Annotated in this window: 16 protein-coding genes, 15 tRNA genes and 1 rRNA gene; 7 read left to right on the top strand and 25 right to left on the bottom strand. The window is 45.8% G+C overall.

The window, feature by feature from the left end; all coding sequences use genetic code 11:
• Positions 1-83: 83 nt before the first annotated feature.
• The 5 genes from NST40_RS04255 to NST40_RS04235 form a co-directional block, all read right to left on the bottom strand.
• On the bottom strand, positions 84-971 hold the full coding sequence (locus tag NST40_RS04255) for a sugar phosphate isomerase/epimerase family protein (RefSeq protein WP_342410430.1): 888 nt from the start codon (positions 969-971) through the stop codon (positions 84-86).
• Between the two features lie 36 nt (positions 972-1007).
• Positions 1008-2030, bottom strand: coding sequence for a LacI family DNA-binding transcriptional regulator (locus tag NST40_RS04250; RefSeq protein WP_036686912.1), 1023 nt, complete (start codon positions 2028-2030; stop codon positions 1008-1010).
• A 68-nt stretch (positions 2031-2098) separates the two neighbouring features.
• Positions 2099-3676 (bottom strand): DUF3502 domain-containing protein, encoded by a 1578-nt coding sequence (locus NST40_RS04245; RefSeq protein WP_076105428.1) that lies wholly within the window; start codon positions 3674-3676, stop codon positions 2099-2101.
• A gap of 80 nt (positions 3677-3756) precedes the next feature.
• A complete protein-coding gene (locus NST40_RS04240) occupies positions 3757-4653 on the bottom strand; it encodes a carbohydrate ABC transporter permease (RefSeq protein WP_076105429.1) in 897 nt (298 codons plus the stop codon).
• Between the two features lie 28 nt (positions 4654-4681).
• Positions 4682-5626: an ABC transporter permease subunit gene (locus NST40_RS04235; RefSeq protein ID WP_305953532.1), complete on the bottom strand. Its 945-nt coding sequence runs from the start codon at positions 5624-5626 to the stop codon at positions 4682-4684.
• A gap of 644 nt (positions 5627-6270) precedes the next feature.
• Between NST40_RS04235 and bglX the strand changes: the two genes are divergently transcribed.
• From bglX to NST40_RS04215, 4 genes are all read left to right on the top strand, one after another.
• On the top strand, positions 6271-8430 hold the full coding sequence (gene bglX / locus NST40_RS04230) for a beta-glucosidase BglX (protein WP_076276802.1): 2160 nt from the start codon (positions 6271-6273) through the stop codon (positions 8428-8430).
• A gap of 116 nt (positions 8431-8546) precedes the next feature.
• The gene (locus tag NST40_RS04225; RefSeq protein WP_076219775.1) at positions 8547-9515 is read left to right on the top strand and encodes a metallophosphoesterase family protein; all 969 of its coding nucleotides are present in this window, start codon (positions 8547-8549) and stop codon (positions 9513-9515) included.
• Between the two features lie 186 nt (positions 9516-9701).
• A complete protein-coding gene (locus tag NST40_RS04220) occupies positions 9702-10454 on the top strand; it encodes a 3'-5' exonuclease (RefSeq protein ID WP_036686897.1) in 753 nt (250 codons plus the stop codon).
• A gap of 173 nt (positions 10455-10627) precedes the next feature.
• Positions 10628-11380 (top strand): MerR family transcriptional regulator, encoded by a 753-nt coding sequence (locus NST40_RS04215; protein ID WP_076219776.1) that lies wholly within the window; start codon positions 10628-10630, stop codon positions 11378-11380.
• 84 nt (positions 11381-11464) lie between these two features.
• Here NST40_RS04215 and aroD read toward each other — a convergent pair whose 3' ends face one another.
• Both aroD and rbsK read right to left on the bottom strand, forming a co-directional pair.
• Complete coding sequence (gene aroD, locus NST40_RS04210; RefSeq protein WP_076276801.1) at positions 11465-12229, bottom strand: type I 3-dehydroquinate dehydratase; 765 nt, start codon at positions 12227-12229, stop codon at positions 11465-11467.
• Between the two features lie 61 nt (positions 12230-12290).
• Entirely contained in the window at positions 12291-13220 is a 930-nt protein-coding gene (rbsK, locus tag NST40_RS04205; protein ID WP_342410885.1) for a ribokinase, read from the bottom strand.
• Positions 13221-13476: 256 nt separating this feature from the next.
• Between rbsK and glgP the strand changes: the two genes are divergently transcribed.
• Positions 13477-15093 carry an alpha-glucan family phosphorylase gene (gene glgP / locus NST40_RS04200; protein WP_076219778.1) on the top strand — a complete coding sequence of 539 codons (1617 nt, stop codon included), beginning with the start codon at positions 13477-13479 and terminating at the stop codon, positions 15091-15093.
• A 262-nt stretch (positions 15094-15355) separates the two neighbouring features.
• Positions 15356-16813 carry a catalase KatA gene (gene katA, locus NST40_RS04195; RefSeq protein WP_076187446.1) on the top strand — a complete coding sequence of 486 codons (1458 nt, stop codon included), beginning with the start codon at positions 15356-15358 and terminating at the stop codon, positions 16811-16813.
• A gap of 151 nt (positions 16814-16964) precedes the next feature.
• Here katA and NST40_RS04190 read toward each other — a convergent pair whose 3' ends face one another.
• Positions 16965-17159: a sporulation protein Cse60 gene (locus NST40_RS04190; RefSeq protein WP_036686883.1), complete on the bottom strand. Its 195-nt coding sequence runs from the start codon at positions 17157-17159 to the stop codon at positions 16965-16967.
• 396 nt (positions 17160-17555) lie between these two features.
• Here NST40_RS04190 and NST40_RS04185 point away from each other — a divergent pair, with 396 nt between their 5' ends.
• Positions 17556-18011 carry a GreA/GreB family elongation factor gene (locus NST40_RS04185; RefSeq protein ID WP_036686880.1) on the top strand — a complete coding sequence of 152 codons (456 nt, stop codon included), beginning with the start codon at positions 17556-17558 and terminating at the stop codon, positions 18009-18011.
• A 69-nt stretch (positions 18012-18080) separates the two neighbouring features.
• Here NST40_RS04185 and NST40_RS04180 read toward each other — a convergent pair whose 3' ends face one another.
• From NST40_RS04180 to rrf, 17 genes are all read right to left on the bottom strand, one after another.
• A complete protein-coding gene (locus NST40_RS04180) occupies positions 18081-18545 on the bottom strand; it encodes a YdeI/OmpD-associated family protein (protein ID WP_076219780.1) in 465 nt (154 codons plus the stop codon).
• 101 nt (positions 18546-18646) lie between these two features.
• Positions 18647-18717, bottom strand: a tRNA-Gly gene (locus tag NST40_RS04175).
• A 12-nt stretch (positions 18718-18729) separates the two neighbouring features.
• Positions 18730-18803: transfer RNA gene (locus NST40_RS04170), tRNA-Pro, on the bottom strand.
• 32 nt (positions 18804-18835) lie between these two features.
• Positions 18836-18912, bottom strand: a tRNA-Arg gene (locus NST40_RS04165).
• 10 nt (positions 18913-18922) lie between these two features.
• Positions 18923-18997, bottom strand: a tRNA-Gly gene (locus NST40_RS04160).
• 7 nt (positions 18998-19004) lie between these two features.
• Positions 19005-19089, bottom strand: a tRNA-Leu gene (locus NST40_RS04155).
• A 15-nt stretch (positions 19090-19104) separates the two neighbouring features.
• A tRNA-Lys gene (locus NST40_RS04150) sits at positions 19105-19180 on the bottom strand.
• A 7-nt stretch (positions 19181-19187) separates the two neighbouring features.
• Positions 19188-19262 (bottom strand) — tRNA-Gln (locus NST40_RS04145).
• A gap of 16 nt (positions 19263-19278) precedes the next feature.
• Positions 19279-19356: transfer RNA gene (locus NST40_RS04140), tRNA-Asp, on the bottom strand.
• A 25-nt stretch (positions 19357-19381) separates the two neighbouring features.
• A tRNA-Met gene (locus NST40_RS04135) sits at positions 19382-19458 on the bottom strand.
• A 71-nt stretch (positions 19459-19529) separates the two neighbouring features.
• Positions 19530-19606: transfer RNA gene (locus NST40_RS04130), tRNA-Met, on the bottom strand.
• Between the two features lie 15 nt (positions 19607-19621).
• Positions 19622-19697 (bottom strand) — tRNA-Val (locus tag NST40_RS04125).
• A gap of 6 nt (positions 19698-19703) precedes the next feature.
• Positions 19704-19775, bottom strand: a tRNA-Glu gene (locus NST40_RS04120).
• Between the two features lie 16 nt (positions 19776-19791).
• Positions 19792-19884 (bottom strand) — tRNA-Ser (locus NST40_RS04115).
• Positions 19885-19889: 5 nt separating this feature from the next.
• Positions 19890-19965 (bottom strand) — tRNA-Asn (locus NST40_RS04110).
• A gap of 3 nt (positions 19966-19968) precedes the next feature.
• Positions 19969-20045: transfer RNA gene (locus NST40_RS04105), tRNA-Ile, on the bottom strand.
• A 57-nt stretch (positions 20046-20102) separates the two neighbouring features.
• Positions 20103-20219 (bottom strand): 5S ribosomal RNA (gene rrf / locus NST40_RS04100).
• Between the last annotated feature and the right edge of the window lie 69 nt (positions 20220-20288).

Genomic DNA, 20288 nt, shown 5'->3' with positions numbered 1-20288 from the left:
GGATTAACTATAAAAAATGACCTCATCCTCCACTTCACTGTGGATTTCGAGGTCATTTTTGGGTTGTTTTCATACGGCACCATTTAAACCGGATTAGGCACAAAGCTGCCACCACGGCAATATTTCAAGTAATTCAATGCATGCACCTGGCCGGTCATTTCCAGCTCATCACGATACACTGGATCATGCCAGCCTTCGATATCAATCGTACCTTTATAACCCGCTTGGCGCAGGATGGTGATTACATCTACCCAATTGGTATCCCCGAAGCCAGCGGTTCGGTCCCATACATAAGGTTTGGGGCCATGAATACCGTATTCCTTAACGATGTCCCAAGCGATGGTCGCATCCTTGCCATGCACATGGAATACTTTATCCATCCATTTGCGCAGCTGCGGAAGCGGATCAATCAATGCGATCATCTGGTGGCAAGGCTCCCATTCCAATCCCAGATTATCCGCCGGAACGGCATTGAACATCTTCTCCCAGGCCGAAGGATTGTGAGCGATGTTCCACTCTCCGCTCTGCCAGTTTCCGCCCATAGCGCAATTCTCAAAAGCAATCCGCAGGCCACGATCTGCCGCTCTCTTCGCCAGTTCTCCGAACACCTCTGTAAACTTCGGGATGGACTCATCAATGGACAAACCTGGCAATCGGCCGGTGAATCCGCCTATAATATCTGTGCCAAATAAATGTGCATGATCAATCAGCCGCTCCCAGCTTGCCAACGTGTCGGCATTGTCGCCGCTGCCTGCGAGCGGATTGCCATAGATGCCCACAGAAGAGATGACAAAATCATGTTCAGCAGCTAACTCCCTCAGTCGTGCAGCCGTTTCTATCAAATCGGTTTCGCCGGTGGTCTGCCAAAAGTTCAGATTAAATGATTCAAATCCATGCCCCACAATTTGTGGAATGACCTTAACGGCTTCTCCACCACGTACAATCGTACCTATTCTCAGTGTATCTTGCATTTCGGTTCCACTCCAATAAAGGTTTATAGTGTGATCTTAACGAGGTTTAATCATCTTGCAGGAACCACGCTTGAGCAATACCGCATCATAGACAATATGCTGATGGTTTGAACGTCCGGAAATGAGATCAAACAGAACACCTACACTGGATAAGGCCATTTCCGTACCCGGCTGGCTGATTGTATCAAGAGAAGGATGATAATATTCAGCCATCTCGATCCCGTCAAAGCCAATGATCGAAATATCATCAGGGATAGATAACCCCGCGGTAAGCACCGCTTTGGCAGCACCGATGGCAATCGTGTCGGAAGCGGCAAATATAGCTGTAATTCCCTTATTCTTGTTGAGCAGTCTCCGCGCAGCATTAAATCCCGAGCTGGGACTGTATTCACAATCCTCAACCAACCCTGAATCATAGGGCAGACCCTGCTCTTCGAGTGCTTTTTTGTAGCCTAAATACCGCCGGTTGCCCGTGGTTTCATCCAATAATGGAGACTTGGCTAAAAAGCCGATATTCGTATGACCTAATGAGATCAAATAATTGGTAGCCTTATAGGCTTCCTTCGTTTCATTGATAATAACGCTGGAAAAAATAAGCGGGTTCACTTCCTGCGTTGAGGTGATCGTTGTCAGCACAAACGGAACCGTCAGCTGTTTGAACTTCTCTTCAGAATGATCATAGGTTCCACCCATGAAGATAATCCCGCACAGATTTTTCTCCTTCACCAGTTGAATTGCAGCATTGATTTCATCGGTCCCATCCTCTACTTGCTGGATAAGAAACGGGTAGCCCCGCAGATTGACCTGCCGTTCAATTTCTCTGATCATATTAGAGAAAAAAGGATTGGTAATCCCCTTGACCATAAGTGCAATGTTCTTAGATTGTGTAGTTTTCAAATTCCGCGCGTTGGAATTGGGAATATAATTGTATTCCTTAACCACACTCATCACTTTCTCACGTGTAGACTTGCTCACCGGTCCCTTGTTATTGATTACCCTGGAGACCGTCGAGATGCCCACACCGGAAATCCGCGCGATATCCTTGATATTTACATCCACTTTACTCCCCCATTTATGGGTAAAGGAGCTATATCGAATTATAGCTCCCTTACACCCCTTAACTTTCTTTAGTTGACAGGAACAAACGCAGCCAATTGCTTCTCTACTTCGGCAATGACCTTGTCAACTCCTGCTTTTTTCAACTGATCACGGTACTCCGCAACAGCTGCTTTTGGATCTTTGCTTGTTTTACCAAGCATCAATTGAATACCGAGCTGTGAATTCACGTTGGAAATCGAAGCAATTTCAGTTGTAACATTGGTTGGATCAAAGCTGAAGCCATTGTAAGGATCATCGATAGCCACTTTATCCCATTCTGCGAATAAGGAGTTACGGATTGGGTTTTCTGTATCCGTAGGAACTACGAATTTGTCATTACGAAGTGACCAAGCAGCGAAACCTCCGCCGTCCGTTTTATCGTTGAAGCCTGCAGGCTGCTTTTTAACACCATTTTCCATCACATATTGTTTGCCTTCAATACCGTTTTGGATGAGGTTGTAGTAGCTTTCATCGGTCATGAACTTCTCGATCACCATCAGAGCGCGCTCTGGATTAGCTGAGTTCGTGCTGATTACAGTCGAGTTGTCAACGCCCATCTTACGTTTGATCTTCTTATTAGCTTCCGCAAAAGTAAAGAAGTAAGGATCTGATTCCGGTTGCGCCTTCAAATCCGCACCGTATTGGCCGATCCAGTCCTGAGCATGAGTCAAATAACCTGCGGAGTTAGCTGCTCTGAAGTTATCCTTGCTGCCTAGGGTTGCAGACAGCACATCTTTACTCCAGTAACCCTTATCCGCCCATTCACGCATCTTCACAGCCCAATCTTCAAATTCCTGAGTGAAAGCTGGATGGAAGACGGTCTTGTAGTCCTCTGGACTTTTGGTCACAAGATTCAGCTCATTCAAAGATATACCAGGAGCGTTAAGCCACATCCCTGTAGTATCTACGAGCATTCTGAACATATTGGCTGCATCTTCTGCCTTGCCGTTAATTGGTGGGAAGGACTCATTAGCAACCACATTATCCATGTATTTAACCATATCATCAATGGAAGTGATTTTGTCCATTCCATATTTCTTCAGCAAGTCAGAACGATAGGCATAACCGGCAGGTGTGTATTCGCTATAAAGACTTGGTACACCGTAAATTTTGCCTTTGTATTTTGTATTCTCCCACACACTTTCCGGGATTTCCGCTTTTAGCTTAGGAGCAACTTTATCCAGCATATCTGTAAGGTCCACTAGAGCGCCTTCACTAGCCAATGTGAAATAAGACACCGGAGCTCCGGGAGATGCATGCGACATATCAAATTCTTCGCCTGAAGCAAATAGCAGCGGGTACTTAGTAGCGATATCCGGCCAGTCAATATACTTCACTTCAATCGTAGCGTTTAGATCAGCTTTGAGCTTCTTGTTAATCTCAGCGAGGATTTCTTTATTTTTAACTCCTTCGCTGCCCCACAGGTAGTACACCAGCTTAGCTTCCTTGGAAGTATCCACTCCGCCTGCATTGGCTGAAGCCTCTGGAGCTTTCGTGGCTGCCGGATCATTACTCGGCTCATTGTTGTTCTTGGATGTGCAGGCTGTCAGTGCTCCAGTAAGCATGAGGACAGCAATTAAAGAAGACGCGATCTTTTTACCTTTCATTTAGGTAAGCCTCCCTTTTCTCTTCTATTTATGAAACTTTCATTTATAATAAACGCTCTTCGAAAAGAAGATTGCGTCCATTAACCCTTTACAGCCCCGATGGTGAGGCCTGTTACGAAATAACGCTGTACAAATGGATACAGGAGAATAATCGGTCCAGTGGCCAGCACAGCTGTAGCCATCTTGATGGATTGCGTCGGAAGATCAGCAGTATTGATGACCGCTCCCGAGTTGATTAGCGCTCCTAAGTTCGTCTGATTGACCATTCGCTGCAAAAAGTATTGGAGCGGATATTTCGTCGGACTGTCAATATACAACATCCCGTTATACCACTCATTCCAAAAGCCTAGTGCTGAGAAAAGCCCAATAGTAGCCAAGGATGGAACCGCCAGCGGAATAAATATCCGCCAATAGATGCGAAAGTCGCCAGCACCGTCAATGGTAGCGGATTCATATAAGGAATCCGGAATCGCCTTCATGAAATTACGCATCAGGAAGATGGACCATGCACCAACTACACCCGGAAGAATCATGGCGAATAAGCTGTCCTTCATATGCAGGTGCTTAACCATCAGGATGTATGTTGGAATCAAGCCGCCACTGAATAGTGTTGTAAAGTAAATCAAGAAGGAAAAGAAGTTGCGGTACTTGAAATCCTTACGGTTGAGCACGAATCCGGCCATCGACATCATAAACAGTCCGAGTACCGTACCCACTACGGTGATGAAGATAGTTACCTGATAAGCATTCACCAGCTGAGTAGAGTTGTTGAATAGCATCTCGTAAGCCTTAAAGGAAAATGCCTTCGGCAGCAGCTTGTAGCCTTCACGAACAATTTCCTGCTCGTTCATGAACGATGAGGAGATCATCAACGCGAAGGGAAATAAACAGAATAGCGCAAAGATAGCGATACAGATATAACTGACTGCTTTTATGAGAATGCTTCCGGAATCCTGTTTGATTGTACTCTTTTCCATATTTATCACCCCTGTTTCGTGTCTAGTCTTAGAACAAAGCGCTGTCCGGTTCTACCTTGCGTACAATAAAGTTAACTACAAGCACCAGGATCAGACCGAATAAGGATTGGTAGAAGCCCACTGCGGCACCCATAGAGAAGTTGAATTGTCCCACCAGTGAACGGAAGACATAGGTATCGATGATATCTGTCTGCGGATACAGTACAGAGTTCGTACCGATCAGATTATAGAAAAGGTCAAAGGATCCCTTGAGAATTCCACCCATACCGAACAGTAGAAGCAGAATAAAGGTTGGCTTCAGAATCGGCAAGGTCATGTAACGGATTCGCTGCCAGGTAGTCGCTCCATCCATATAAGCAGCCTCGTACAGATCATGATTAATCCCTGTGATCGTTGCCAGATAAACAATCATTCCATATCCGGTACCCGCCCAGATCTTGAAAGCCACAATAATATATTTCCAGATGCCCGGATCGGAATAGAACTCGTAACGGTCTAGCCCCATTCCAGTTAACATCGTATTGATAAACCCGGAATTGAAATTGAATATATTGTAGGCAAACACACCGACGATAACCATGGAGATGAAATTCGGTAACAGGATAACGGATTGTGATATTTTTTTGAACCACTTGCCTGAGATCTCAGACAACATAATGGCAAATACTATTTGAATGATATTACCTAAAGCCAGAAAGACGATATTATAGAGCAGCGTATTCTTGGTAATATTCCATAGATCCCCATTTTGAACCAGAAACTCAAAGTTCTTAAGGCCGATAAAGTTACTTCCAAAAATCCCCTTATTGAGCTTGTAATCTACAAATGCGACGTAAGCTCCAGGCATTACAGCATAGTGAAAGATAACGAAATATACGATTACAGGCAGCAACATTAGAAAAAGAACTTTGTTCTTAATGACTTCCCGAACAATGTTTCCACCCACAAGCTTCAGTCTCGCCAAAGTGCCCACCTCCAATTTGAAAGATGCATTCAGTCACATGCATAAATTACCTTCCTTTCTTGTCCAGCAGCCAGAATAAAAACAGTTTGCCCAACCTTCATAAAAAAGTGTATCGAGTGTTGTAGAAACGTTTCCAGTGTTTCTGTAAAACTCTCTGTGTGAGAAGCATACTCCCAAAATGTATGCGCTGTCAATTCATTTTATTTTTGAATTACAAGTACTAAAGTTACATATTTCACGTAAAAAAATATAAATTAGCTGTTTTTCCAAAGGCGATTGACTTTTTTTGGTGTTCAGACTAATATCGAGGTGTATCGTTTGTGGAAACGTTTTTATACTTTTCATTCATAGACATGTCAGTCTCCATATGTAACATCTTAATGATGCAATCCTCTTCTGATTTAATTTATGCCTCAGCCCTGTATCCGAAGAGAGAAATGCTATGATTTTCACAACAAATGAACCTGATTATAGCTCAGGCCCATTCCGCATCTCGGAGCTGTGTGCCAGGAGAGTAAACGGTTCACTCCCATCCTTAGTCGCCTATCTAACGTAAGTTTTGCTAATAAAATCATGCTTACGCTGCCCGGCGGGGAACTACACATCTATTTAACAAACTAACTTTCAATGCGCTCACGAGGAAGGAGTTAACCATGACTAAAACGTTTATCCAAGATCTTGTGAACGATATGACCCTGGACGAAAAGCTGGCCCAATTAACCCAGCTAGGTCCTCACTATTGGGGTTTGGACGATACCGTGGATTTAACCGGACCATTTAAGGAACTGAATATTAAGCCGCAGGTAATGGAGAGCATCGGAAGTGTTCTGAATGGTATTGGAGCCCGGAATGTAATCGAGCAACAGACCCGACATTTGCAAACCAGCCGACAAAAGATTCCTCTGCTCTTCATGGCGGATGTCATTCACGGCTACCGGACCATCCTCCCGATTCCGCTGGCCATGGGCAGCAGCTTTGACCTTGAAGCCTGTGAAAGGTTTGCTGAAATCGCCGCCAAGGAGAGTGCGGCTGCCGGCATTCACGTCACCTTCTCGCCCATGACTGATCTCGTACGCGACCCGCGCTGGGGACGCGTCATGGAGACATCTGGTGAGGATCCCTATCTGAATGCCCGTGTCACCGAAAGTATGGTGCGGGGTTATCAGGGCAAGGACCTAAAAGAAAAAGGACGCATCGCTGCCTGTGTGAAGCATTTCGCTGGTTACGGTGCTCCCGAAGGCGGACGGGAATACAACACGGTGGATATGTCTTCCGGCGTATTGCGTGAGTTCTACCTGCCAGCCTATAAGGCTGCCGTAGATGCTGGTGTGGCCATGGTGATGGCCGCATTTAATACCATTGACCGTATCCCGGCAAGTGGTAATTCCGAGCTTCTTCGCGGGATTTTACGGGAAGAATGGGGCTTCAACGGCGTTACCATCGCCGATTTCAATTCCGTTAATGAGCTGATTCCCCATGGCGCCGCGATAGATGGCCGTGAGGCAGCCGAGAAAAGTCTGGCTGCTGGGCTGGATATTGAGATGATGTCCACTCACTATCTAAACCACGGCGCTGCTCTGGTCGAGGAAGGAAAGCTTGATATCGCCTTGATCGATGAAGCTGTTATCCGGGTGCTTGAGCTCAAGGACGCGCTTGGCTTGTTCGATAATCCATTTAAGGATGCAGATCCGCTGGTGGATGAGGCTCCGAAACCTAGCGCGGAGCATCTGCAGGCCGCACGGGAGCTTGGAGCTAGCTCAGTTGTACTGCTCAAAAACGACAATGATGCTTTGCCCCTTAAACGTGGCATGAAGATTGGTCTGGCTGGTCCTTTCGCCACCTCCATTCATGTGCTGGGCGGTTGGGCCGGGACAGAAAAAGATCCGGCTGTATCACTCTACACCGGCCTTTCGCAAAAAACATCTGCCGAAAATATTTTTACGGCCATGACTGGTGAGCTCGGAAGCATGCTTGAGGGTGTTTTTGATGTGGAGGATGAAATTGAAGACGCCTACCAGGCGCTGAAGGATTGTGATGTAATTCTCGCCGCTGTCGGTGAGAACCAGCAGGATACCGGGGAAGGCGGAAGCAAATCCAATCTCCGCCTATCAGCCAATCAGGAGAAGCTGATCTGGCGTCTGAAGGATACCGGCAAAAAGGTCGTCACCATTGTATTCAGCGGCAGACCACTGGAGCTGAAACCCGTTCTTGATGCCAGCGACGCTCTGCTGCAGGCTTGGTTTCTGGGTACAGAGTCAGGAAATTCGCTGGCCGATGTGCTGTTCGGAGATTATAATCCTTCCGGACGTTTATCGATGAGCTTCCCCTACTCGGTTGGGCAAATTCCTGTCTACTACAATGCTTATCAAACGGGACGTCCTTATGATCCTATGTATCCTAATGTGCGTTATGTGACCCGTTATCTGGACTGCCCGAATGACCCGCTGTTCTGTTTTGGTTATGGCCTGAGCTATTCCAAGTTTGCTTACAACAGCTTCAATGTTGAAGCTGCGGATCGGGTGGTTGCCTCCATTGAAGTTGAGAATACTTCGGACATCGCCGGCAAGGAAACCGTTCAGCTCTACATCCACGACGTCAGCGCAAGTGTCGTGCGCCCGGTCAAGGAACTGAAAGGCTTCCAGCAGATTACACTCGCACCGCATGAGAAACAGGTGGTTTCCTTCGAAATCACCAGAGAAATGTTAATGTTCTACGGAAAAGACGATCAGTTGGTCTTCGAGCCTGGGGAATATGATATTATGATCGGTAGAAACTCTGGAGATCATTGCACTCAGCGGATCTGGATCGGCTGACCTGCGTATAGCTATGCTTCTAACGACGTCATCCCTCAACGCCCTCTTGGCGCAATGAGTGGTTGGCGCCTCCACAGCTTGCTATTCAATATTCGATAGTAAGGGAGATTATTCTAATGAGACACAGTTTATCATTTCAGCAAGATGGCACTTTTAAAATCGTACAATTTACAGATCTGCACTGGATGGATGGAAGAGCTGAGGATCAGCTTACCGAGGCACTGATGGAACGCATTCTGGATGCGGAACAACCTGATCTTGTGGTTTTCACGGGAGATCTTATTTACACGGGTCCTGTATCACCGGGAAACAAGGCATGCGAGCACCCCGCACAAGCTTTTCGTGAAGCTGTCGCTGCCGTGGAGAGATCCGGCATTCCTTGGACCTTTGTATTCGGCAACCATGACACAGAAACTCTGATTTCAAAGAGTGAACTGATGCAAATTGCCCTGGAACATCCCCACTGCCTGACCGAATCCGGTCCAGAAGAGCTGGAAGGCTCGGGCAATTACACTCTTGAAATTAAAGATCAGGAGGACGACTCGGCTGCTATTTTGTATTTTCTGGACTCTGGCGGCTACTCCGAGTATGAGGATATCCCGGGCTACAATTGGATTGGGCGGAATCAGATCAACTGGCTGACGGCTGAATCTGCGCGGCTGAATCCGAAGACTGCTGAGAACAGGCTGCCTGCCTTGGCTTTCTTCCATATTCCAATTCCCGAATATCGGGATGTCTGGTCTACACAAGTCTGTCATGGGCATAAGTTTGAGCGTGTATGCTCACCTGAGGTGAACTCGGGCTTATTCTCAGCTTTGCTGGAAATGGGTGATGTGCTTGGCACCTTCTGCGGACATGACCATATCAACGATTTTAGCGGCAACCTGTATGGCATACGTCTTTCTTATGGCCGTGCTACCGGCTACAATACTTATGGAAAAGAAGGCTTTATGCGGGGAGCACGCGTCATCGAGCTGGTCAAAGGCACTCAAGACTTCAATACCTGGCTTCGTCTTGATGACGGATCCGTTATAAATGAACAGCCGATTCATATGCCTGAACCTGCTGCCGATTCAGGACATTAATCTTTTATAGGATTAAATTTTAATAGTGATTAAATGAACCAGTACGCAGATGTTGTGCTGGTTCATTTTTTTGTGCAAATATTAGCTTGTCTCCATATTCCCCATTACATCACTTTTTTTGTTAAAATAGAGAAGTCGACGTATTAAGCACTACAGCGTCAGTCATGGAAACGGAGGCAAGTACCTGTGGATTATATTATTCTGGACATCGAATTCAACGGCCGTAAGTTTGCCAGCGAGCACCCTATGGAGGTCATTGAGATTGGAGCCGTCCGGTTAGACTCTTCACTGCAGTATAAGGATGAATTTTCTTCCTTGATCAAACCTATATATTTCTCCACCCTAAATTCCTTTATTAAGAAAAAAACGGGTATCCCTCAAGAGGAAATCGACATTGCCGCCCGCTTCCCCAAAGTCATCACTGCTTTTAGAGAGTGGCTTGATCTAAGTACAGACGGAGTTCTGCTGCTTACCTGGGGTGGCGAAGACATGAAGCGAATCATTCAGGATGTGCGCATGCACAAGATGGACGAATCCTACTGGATGTCCGCTACGTATTTCGATTTGCTCAAAGGAGTTCTTCGTGCGCGTGGTCTTAGCAATGATGTCAGCGTGGAAAGCGCGATGGCATTGTTTGAGCTTGAGCCTACTGGATCTGCACACCGGGCGCTGGATGATGCACGGATGACGTCAGAGATCTTCCGCGCCGTGTTTAAGGATCTGGATTTTGAGCGTTCACAGCATTACGTAGATACCTTCTCCAATGCCAAAGAACGCAAAACAGTTAAGGTAGCCATAAAGGCTATGACCTCACAAAAAATTGTACCTACCTGGGACCTTGTCGTTGAACACTACTTCTCAGACAAAGCAACCCTTGCGGACCCTCGTAAGCTGGAGGAATTGCACAATTATTTCACAGCACAGATGGGCCATAAATAAATTCAAGCAGCAAAGCTCAACATTATAGACTTATTCATAGCAGCGGCAGACTTCCCCATGATCATTCAGAGGGTAGCTGCCGCTGTTTTGGATATGCTAAAAAAACCATTTGACCTTCACGTTACGTAAAGGTGTACATTTGATTTGTAGGAGGTGATACTACGGAATACACAGTGCAGAAGCTCGCAGAGTTAGCTGGAATCAGCACACGGACCCTGCGCTACTACGATGAGTTTGGCATTCTTAAGCCGGCGAGAATCAACTCTTCGGGGTATCGTATCTATGGCCGTACCGAAGTAGATCTACTACAGCAAATTTTATTTTATCGGGAGCTTGGCTTAAGTCTGGAACGTATCAAGGCTATTATGACAGAGCCCTCATTCGACGGAGCCAAAGCGCTGCGGGAGCATCATGACAAGCTACTGGAAAAAAGACAGCAATTAGATCTATTAATCGCTAACGTCGAAAAGACGCTGGCTCAAAAAGAAGGGAGAATTAGCATGAGTGATACTGAAAAATTCGAAGGCTTTAAACAAAAGCTGGTAGATGACAACGAAAAGAAATATGGCCAAGAAATAAGGGAGAAATACGGAGATGACACCATTAATCAATCCAACCAAAAGCTTAAAGGAATGACAGAAGAACAATATGCCGCTATACAACAGCTTGAGGAAGAGATGTTCGAAACACTCTTGCAAGCAATGGAGCATGGAGACCCTGCCAGTGTATTAGCGCAAAAAAGTGCAGACCTACACCGTGAGTGGCTCTCCTTCTACTGGAATTCCTATTCCAAAGAAGCTCATGCTGGTGTTGCACAATTGTATGTTGATGATGAACGTTTTACCGAATACTATGACAAACGCCGCCCTGGACTCGCTGCGTTTCTAAGAGATGCCGTACATGTATATACGGGAAAAAATGCGTAAGCGCACGAACAATATTTTAAAATAGAAAAAGGCATCCGGATACTCCGGATGCCTTTTTTTTGAGGCAATAGCAATCAGCAGAAATCACAGACTGCGGTGCAGCAGCGACAATGTATTCCGAAGCTCAGCGACAGCTACCTGGCCAGGTGCAGAAGGTTTATGTGCAGCTCCGAAGGTAAGCGCTGAACCAAAAACTTCACCTGCCAAACGGCTGATCACCCCGGCTCCCGCCATAGACATCGTTATAATCGGACGGTCTGCATATTTTTCCTTCATGATATGTGTAGCTTCCAGCAAAGTTAACACATCGCCTGCATCTTGGGGCATAACGGCAATTTTGGGCAAATCCCCGCCAAGCTCCTGCGCCTTGCATAACCGTGAGATGATCTCCTCTTTAGGAGGTGTACCCTGAAAATCATGATTTGAAATAATGACAGACACGTTATGAACATGAGCAGCTTCGATCAGTAGCTTTACATCCTGCTCATCATTAAATAGTTCAACATCTATTATATCTACTAGACCGCTCTCGGCAGCAGCTTTATTCAGTGCTGTGTAATATTCCGTGCTGACTTGCTTCTCTCCGCCTTCTTTTGCACTCCGAAAAGTAAAAATCAGCGGCAGATCTGGAATCACAGAACAGATTTCGCTTAGTGCGTTCTTTACAGCTGCAACGTCTTCCACTTCAGCAAAAAAATCCGTCCGCCACTCCACCAAATCAGGTTGCAGTACTTTCAGCGCTTCCGCTTCCTGCTTCAGCTCAGACAAGGTCGCTCCAATTAGCGGAACACATATCTTAGGGATTCCTTCGCCGATGATCACATTTTTAACGGTTACTGTTCTGCTCATTATTTAAGCTCCTTATCCTATCTCATCTAGTATAGATCTTGAATATCCTGTACTGTCTATTCTACAGCGATTTACGTTTTAGAAACTGCTCGACCTCGGACAACTGCGGCAATGAAGGGATCGCCCCTTCTTTCCCTACAGCCAATGCACCTACAGCATTAGCGAAGCTCACGGCTTCCTCCAAGGTCTTCCCTAAGACCAGCTGCTGGGCTAATGCGCCATTAAATGAGTCACCGGCAGCAACTGTATCTACCGCCTTTACCGGGAAGCCTGGAACAGCCTTGGCACCTTCAGCATTCACAATCAGGGCACCTTTTGAACCCAAGGTTACAATTACGTTCTGTACTCCTTTTTGCAGCAAAATACGGGCTGCCTGCTCAGCAGTCTCTGCGCTATCCACAATCATTCCGGACAAAATCCCGGCTTCCGTCTCATTAGGTGTCAGGTAAGATACCTGAGCCAGCATCTCATCCTTTAGCACTCTAGCTGGTGCAGGATTAAGGATGACCGGAATCCCCTTACGATGGGCAATCGCAATCGCCTGCTCACTCATCGCCAGATCCATTTCAAGCTGCAGCACAATGATCTTAGCCTGGCTAATCACAGCCTCCAATGCCTGAATATCCTCTACCGTAAGCTCAATATTCGCTCCAGGTACCACGATAATCCGATTTTCTCCATCTTCTTCAATAACGATTGAGGCGACTCCTGTTGCCTCATGTTCACTTACAGAAATATGCTCTATATGAATGCCTTCATTCCTGATAATCTCCAGCATTTCACTACCAAAGGTATCTTTTCCAACTCTTCCGATCATACTAACCTCTGCACCCAGACGTGCTGCGGCAACGGCCTGATTTGCCCCTTTTCCGCCAGGAGATAGAGCAAAGGCTTGTCCAATCAGGGTTTCTCCTACATTTGGTGACCGGTTTGTACGTACCACCATATCCATATTCAAGCTTCCAATCACAACTATATCCAACTTAGACACCACCATTAATTATTTCTTCAATCTCTTTATCTTAGGGGCTTCTGTCCACTTTATCAATCAATTCCGCTCCATTGGATTCAAAATGGTTGTTTTCACCAAATTGACGTTATGCTTTTATTCATCGAGTGTGCTAGAATAGTGGTGCAATCGCTTCCACAATGATTGTCTGCACTATTTTGAGCAAACGTTTGCACCTAAGATAATGCCCGCAGCTTCACTGCAATTTAATCTAATCCGTGATTAGGAGGCTTATCAAGTGAACGAACAAAAATTACCGTCAGTCGCTTATTTTAGTATGGAGTACGGGCTGCATTCCGATTTCAAAATGTATGCCGGAGGTCTGGGCATTCTTGCCGGAGACTACATCAAGGGTGCAAAAGATATCAACGCCCCTATCATCCCTATTGGGCTGAAGTGGAAACAAGGTTACACGGACCAAAAGATTGATGCCAATGGCAATCCGTACGACTCCTATCACAATTATGTTTATGAGTTTCTTGAAGATACAGGGGTTAAGGTAACTGTTAAAGTCCGAAAAACCGATGTGGTATGCAAAGTATGGAAAACTGATTATTTTGGCAACAGCACATTGTATTTACTGGATACGGATATTCCCGAGAATAATGATGCCTGGATCACAGGCCAATTGTACGGCTGGTTCGGCGAAGAACGGATCGCACAAGAGATCGTGCTTGGGATTGGTGGAGTCAAAGCTATGCGTGCACTGCAAATCCCTATTGATGTCTATCACTTCAATGAGGGTCATGCGGCTCTAGCGGCTATCGAACTAATCCGTGAAAAAATGTCCGGAGGCCATACCTTCGAAGAAGCGTGGAAAGCCACTCGCGAAGAAGTCGTATTCACTACCCACACACCAATCAAAGAAGGCAACGAAACCCATCCTCTCGACCGACTTGAGTATATGAGTGCGTTCAACGGCTTAACCCGTGACCAGATGGAGCGGATCGGCGGCGAGCCATTTAATATGACGGTTGCAGGTCTAAGACTATCACGTATTTCCAACGCAGTAGCCCAGCTACACGCCGATACGGCTAATAAAATGTGGAAGGAAGTAGCCGGAAGATCGGAAATTATAGGCATTACTAATGCCATCCATACTCCTACCTGGGTAGATGATAGAATGACGCAAGCCTACGAACAGGATGGAGACTTATGGGCAGTGCATAAAGAGATCAAGGGCGAACTGATCCAGTTCATCAAAGAACGTTCCGGCATTAGCTTAAATGCTGACAATTTACTCATCGGCTTCTCACGCAGAGCAGCTCCATATAAACGAAGCGACCTGATCTTCTCGCAGCCAGAAATTATCGAACCTTATCTGGAGTCTGGAAAGATACAAATTGTATTCTCCGGCAAAGCGCACCCACTCGATGATAACGGTAAAAAAATCGTCAGTAACCTAGTAGCGATGATGAAAAAGTATCCAAAGAGTGTTGTGTTCCTCGAGAATTACGATATGACGATTGGCGCCCAGCTGACGCGCGGTGCTGATATTTGGCTCAACAATCCACGCAGACCATTGGAAGCCAGCGGCACCTCCGGGATGAAAGCAGCTATGAACGGTGTATTGAACTGTTCTATTCTGGATGGCTGGTGGCCGGAAGCCTGCATCGATGGCGAGAATGGCTGGCAGATTGGAGACGGCTTCGAAACTACAGACTTTGAGGTTCTGGATAAGCATGATAGTGATGCACTGTACAACACCTTATTGAAACGTGTGCTCCCAACCTTTTACGAGAATCGTGAACAGTGGGTACAAATGATGAAAAAGAGTATCGAAACCACCCGTACGGAGTTTGCCACCAAAAGAATGTTAGATGAATATTACAACAGAATGTACATTAAAGCCTAAGTACAAGAACCGAATATCTTCTATATCAAAAAATGCAGCGCACCCCTTCAGTGATGGTAGGGATGCGCTGTTTCTTTTTTAATTCTGCTAAGCAATTAATCACTTTGTCTATCATATATATCTGAATGTGCCAACGATGTATTGACGATTACCACATATTGTAATGAGTCAATTATTTAAAAAGTGTTGCAATTTCTCTAAAAAACATTAATATAGAACTTATACTAAATCTAAAATCAAATCTCATGAGGTGATTCTATTAATGAGCTCCAATAATAATAATCTTACAACCAGCTGGGGTGCTCCAGTAGGCGACAATCAGAATTCAATGACAGCCGGTGACCGCGGTCCCACTTTACTGCAAGATGTCCATTTGCTTGAGAAATTAGCCCACTTTAACAGAGAACGTGTTCCTGAACGTGTCGTTCATGCTAAAGGTGCAGGCGCTCACGGGTATTTTGAAGTTACAAAAGATCTAACCCAATACACAAAAGCTAACTTTTTGTCTGAAGTAGGCAAACGTACACCGTTGTTCATTCGTTTTTCTACTGTAGCTGGTGAATTAGGTTCTGCTGATACCGTACGCGACCCTCGTGGATTTGCCGTGAAGTTCTATACTGAAGAAGGAAACTATGATCTCGTAGGTAACAATACGCCTGTATTCTTCGTTCGTGATGCGATTAAATTCCCGGACTTTATTCATACACAGAAACGTGATCCACAGACACATCTGAAGAACCCGAATGCTGTATGGGACTTCTGGTCTTTATCGCCTGAATCTCTGCATCAGGTAACGATTTTGATGTCGGATCGCGGAATTCCAGCTACGCTGAGACATATGCATGGGTTCGGTAGCCATACCTTCAAGTGGGTAAATGCCGAGGGCAATGCAGTCTGGGTGAAATACCATTTCAAAACAGAACAAGGCATTAAAAATCTAGATGCAGACCTTGCTGCCAAAATCGCTGGGGAAAACCCGGATTATCATACAGAGGACTTGTTTAATGCTATTGATAAAGGAGATTTCCCTGCTTGGAAGCTCTACGTGCAAATTATGCCAATCGAGGATGCGAAGACTTACCGTTTTGATCCATTTGATGTAACAAAGGTCTGGTCGCAAAAAGATTATCCGTTAATCGAGGTTGGACGTATGGTATTGGATCGCAATCCGGAGAACTACTTTGCTGAAGTAGAACAAGTTACATTCTCCCCCGGCTCTTTCGTTCCTGGTATTGAAGCTTCGCCTGATAAATTGCTACAAGGCCGTCTGTTCGCTTATGGTGATGCACACCGTCACCGGGTTGGTCCCAACCATAACAGTTTACCTATCAACCGTCCAAAAGTAGAAGTGAAGAACTATCAACGTGATGGTGGTATGGCCTTGGGCAACAATGGCGGTTCCGGTGCCTATTACGAGCCTAACAGCTTAGGAGGACCTAAAGAATCACCGCAGCATAAAACATCGCCGTTCGAAGTCTCTGGTTATGCGGATAGTGTCTCCTACAATAGTGACGATCACTATACACAACCAGGTGACTTGTACCGTCTAATGTCTGAAGAAGAACGTACCCGTCTAGTTCAAAATATCGTTGGCGCTATGACTCCTGTTGAAAGTAACGATATCAAACGTCTCCAGATTGAGCATTTCTTTAAAGCTGATCCAGACTTGGGACAGCGTATCGCATCCGGTTTGGGTTTATCTGTACCAGACGGAATGTAAGATTGTAAATGCACTTATAAACTAAAGAGGACCTTTGCCCGTAGATGGGAAAGGTCCTCTTTTTGCTAATTAGCTGAAAACATAATAAATGATGACAATCACAACGCCCAGCGTGGAGACAATGGATAGACATGAAAAAAACGTGTTCCAGTTATTGCCTTTCATTTGTCTTATACACGACCAGTATAGTGGTTCTTTGGTGCTCTGCCCCATCACGTGATGATTTAACTACCGAACCGTAACAGATATTCACAATCTGTTCCTCCCGTAGTCCTGCCAGGAACTCATTAGCTTTATTCTCTGCATAAGAATTATCAGCATCTACAAACTCTTTAACTTGAATCATCCTGATCTCCTCCTTTAATAAATTAAGTAGTTATTTTATAGTTCTGGAATCTATATGTGAACTCAACGAAATGTACATGGCGTATCACTCCCCAGGTAACAATTAATGTAAAAATATCTTCAAAATACAGTATAGGCATTTCGCAGTTTTCTACGAAATGCCTATGCATCAGCCTATCATAGCACCCAAGTATGTAATAGTCAAAGGTTTTCATTACAATATTTAGAAGGTTTTAATTCCCCTTTTAAAATGGATTGGATTTACAAATAGAAGCTGGTATACTGATCAGAAGGTCTCCATTGGGGGACCTCTATTTGTATAGGAGGGATTTTAAGATGGCAACACACCATAACAGGTTTACAAGGAATGTGCTACTTAGAGGGGGTGAAATCTACTATGAACCATAGTCTTATCTATGAAGGCTCACGGACACAGCTGCTTCAGCAGCTTATCTATTTTGATGAGGAAAAAATCGCATTTCTAAATCAGTACTTTCCGGTACGGAGCAAGGATAGAAGCAACGCTGAAACGCTGTTATCCCGTTATTGCTCCGAGCTGGAACAATTACTAACTGAGTTCAATGGTGAAGATTTAAATTCACAGGTCTTTATCGGAAGTCAGCTGCAGCTTCGTTACTTGGACGATAATACTACAGATATCTATACCATCGTATTTCCTAACCAAGCAGAACCTAACGATAACAAGATTTCTATGTTGTCACCTATAGGCATGCAGCTGCTGCTGGCTGAGCTCGGCAGTACTTGTCAGCTAGCGATTCCTTCAGGTCAACTAGAGGTGAAGATCGAAAGCATTAAGTTCGTGAATAATGGTGAAGTAGGCGTTCTTATATAAGGACGATCCCTTATATACCCGCTACAGCAGCGTCCCTTTCCAGATATTAAGGAGGAGGACGCTGTTCTATTATTTAAGCCTCAAACCTTCTTCCAGCTTATTAACTGACTTCTGGATCCTTGCTGCTCTGGTTTCCGGTCTTTTCGCCCCTTCGATCCAGCTCACATATTCCTTCCGATAGGAATAAGCCAAGCTGTTATAATATACCTCTGCCTGCTCATTGCTGCTTAGTGCGTCCAGAAAATCTTCTGGAGCTTCTATCTCCCGCAATTGATGATCTTGTTCCATTGTCACCCGAACTATATCTCCAGGTTGAGCATGGGCTAAGTCTCGCAGTTCTTTTTTCACGACCATAAAATGTTTCCCATTACCATGCGGCATGAGTGTTCCTCTATAGGGAATGTCATTCAGGCTTCCTTTAACTTGTATCCTTGATTTAGTTTCATATATTTGTTCAGCGTCAAAAGGAACCGTAAGATATGTCCAACTCCCATTCATATCTGGTCTGACTAACCTTGCTTCAAATTCAAACATTGGCCCCTCCTCAAATAAAATCTCTAGTTCCTATTGTATCCATACGTGCTTAACTATACAAAAAAACACCCGCCTAATACCGGCAGGTGTTTCTCTTTATAAGCGGGTGATGGGAATCGAACCCACGCTATCAGCTTGGAAGGCTGAAGTTCTACCATTGAACTACACCCGCAAAGGTATAAAATCGGGATGACACGATTTGAACATGCGACCCCCTGGTCCCAAACCAGGTGCTCTACCAAGCTGAGCTACATCCCGTTAACAATACTATAACTGCTTAGTAATAAAAATGGCGCGCCCTGAGAGATTCGAACTCCCGGCCTTTTGATTCGTAGTCAAACGCTCTATCCAGCTGAGCTAAGGGCGCAAAATCTATATGGAGCGGACGACGGGAATCGAACCCGCGACCCTCGCCTTGGCAAGGCGATGCTCTACCGCTGAGCCACGTCCGCAAAAACATGGTGCGCGTGAAGGGACTCGAACCCCCACGTCGTGAAACGCCAGATCCTAAGTCTGGTGCGTCTGCCAATTCCGCCACACGCGCACACTTTAAACAAAATGGTGAGCCATGAAGGACTCGAACCTTCGACACCCTGATTAAAAGTCAGGTGCTCTACCAACTGAGCTAATGGCTCTCATAAATGGCTGGGGATATAGGATTTGAACCTATGCATGACGGAGTCAAAGTCCGTTGCCTTACCGCTTGGCTAATCCCCAATAATAATTAACTAAATGGCGGAACCGACGGGATTCGAACCCGCGATCTCCTGCGTGACAGGCAGGCATGTTAGGCCAACTACACCACGGTTCCATAGACATAATGCATAAGTGTAAATTGGTTGCGGGGGCAGGATTTGAACCTGCGGCCTTCGGGTTATGAGCCCGACGAGCTACCGGGCTGCTCCACCCCGCGTCATTAATTAGTATATACTATTCATTTTCACCATACCAGCTTATCCCTAAACATAATGTATAAGAGTAAATTGGTTGCGGGGGCAGGACTTGAACCTGCGACCTTCGGGTTATGAGCCCGACGAGCTACCGGGCTGCTCCACCCCGCGTCAGTGAAAATAATATGGTGGAGGCTGAGGGGATCGAACCCCCGACCCTCTGCTTGTAAGGCAGATGCTCTCCCAGCTGAGCTAAGCCTCCATGATATGACCCGTATGGGATTCGAACCCATGTTACCTCCGTGAAAGGGAGGTGTCTTAACCCCTTGACCAACGGGCCATGCTAATAATTTTTATGGCGGAGAGAGAGGGATTCGAACCCTCGAGACGCTTGTGGCGCCTACACGATTTCCAATCGTGCTCCTTCGGCCAAACTCGGACACCTCTCCATAAATGGCTCCCCGAACAGGACTCGAACCTGTGACAACTCGATTAACAGTCGAGTGCTCTACCAACTGAGCTATCAGGGAATATGGTGGGCCTTAGTGGACTCGAACCACCGACCTCACCCTTATCAGGGGTGCGCTCTAACCAGCTGAGCTAAAGGCCCTTCTAAGACATATTAATATTAAGGGCAAAAAAAATACCACGGGTAATGTGGTTGTCCGCTTGGCGGCGTCCTACTCTCCCAGGACCCTTCGGTCCAAGTACCATCGGCGCTGGAGGGCTTAACGGTCGTGTTCGGGATGGGTACGTGTGGAACCCCTCCGCTATCGCCACCAAACGGGCATTTACAGCGTAAATGCTCAGGCTTAATCGCCTGAAAACTGAATCCGAAACGAATCTGCGTTTG

It is taken from the genome of Paenibacillus sp. FSL R10-2778 (assembly GCF_038593035.1).
Classification (GTDB): Bacteria; Bacillota; Bacilli; order Paenibacillales; family Paenibacillaceae; genus Paenibacillus_AQ; species Paenibacillus_AQ odorifer.
Note: the sequence above shows the minus strand (reverse complement) of the source record. Positions and strands in the feature narration are given on the sequence as shown.